This window comes from Kocuria sp. CNJ-770 (assembly GCF_001942375.1).
GTDB lineage: Bacteria > Actinomycetota > Actinomycetes > Actinomycetales > Micrococcaceae > Kocuria > Kocuria oceani.
In genome coordinates, this window is record NZ_MKJW01000094.1 from 40,767 (window position 1) to 41,952 (window position 1,186).

At 71.2% G+C, this 1,186-nt stretch carries 1 pseudogene; it reads right to left on the minus strand.

The window, feature by feature from the left end:
- A pseudogene (locus BJF77_RS21680) lies at positions 1 to 1,186 on the minus strand (preprotein translocase subunit SecA); the annotation flags it as partial.

Genomic DNA, 1,186 nt, shown 5'->3' on the forward strand with positions numbered 1-1,186 from the left:
CGGAGAGGATCTGCTCGCGCAGGAACTCGGCGGTGAGGCGGGTGCGCCCGCCGGCCTCCTCCACGACCTCGTCGACCGTGAGGGTCACGGGGTAGATCGTGCGCAGCGACTCCCACAGCCCCTCGAGGTCCCAGTCCTCGGGATGGCCCACCGCGGTGCGGTCCTCGACCGTGGAGCTGACGACCTCGTCGACGAACTGGACGATCTGCTCCTGCAGGTCGTCGCCCTCCAGAACGCGGCGGCGGTCCCGGTAGACGGCCTCGCGCTGGCGGTTGAGGACGTCGTCGTACTTCAGGACGTTCTTGCGCTGCTCGGCGTTGCGGCCCTCCACCTGGCTCTGCGCGGAGGCGATGGCCCGGGAGACGATCTTGTGCTCGAGCGCGGTGTCGTCCGGGGCCCCTGCCATGAGCCGCTGGGCGGCGCCGGCGTTGAACAGGCGCATGAGGTCGTCGGCCAGCGACAGGTAGAACCGCGACTCGCCCGGGTCGCCCTGGCGCCCGGACCGCCCGCGCAGCTGGTTGTCGATGCGCCGGGACTCGTGCCGCTCGGTGCCCAGCACGTACAGGCCGCCGGCCTCGACGACCTCCTGGTGCTCCGCCTTCGTCTCGGCCTCGCACGCGGCCAGCACCTCGGGCCAGACGCGCTCGTACTCCTCGGCGTCGCGCTGGGGGTCCAGGCCCCGCTCGCGCATCCGGTCGACCGCGTTGAACTCGGCGTTGCCGCCGAGCATGATGTCGGTGCCGCGGCCGGCCATGTTGGTGGCCACCGTGACGGCGCCCCGGCGACCGGCCTGGGCGACGATCGCGGCCTCGCGGGCGTGGTTCTTCGCGTTGAGCACCTCGTGGCGGACCCCGCGCTGGGCCAGCAGCTTGGAGAGGTACTCGCTCTTCTCGACCGACACCGTGCCCACCAGGACCGGCTGACCCTTGGCGTGGCGCTCCTCGATGTCCTTGACCACGGCGGCGAACTTGGCGACCTCGTTCTTGTAGACGAGGTCGGGGCGGTCCACGCGGGCGAGCGGGCGGTGGGTCTCGATGGACACGACGCCCAGCCCGTAGGTGTTCATGAACTCGGCGGCCTCGGTCTCGGCGGTGCCCGTCATGCCGGAGAGCCTGTCGTAGAGGCGGAAGTAGTTCTGCAGGGTGACCGTGGCGAGGGTCTGGTTCTCCGCCTTGATCTCCACCCC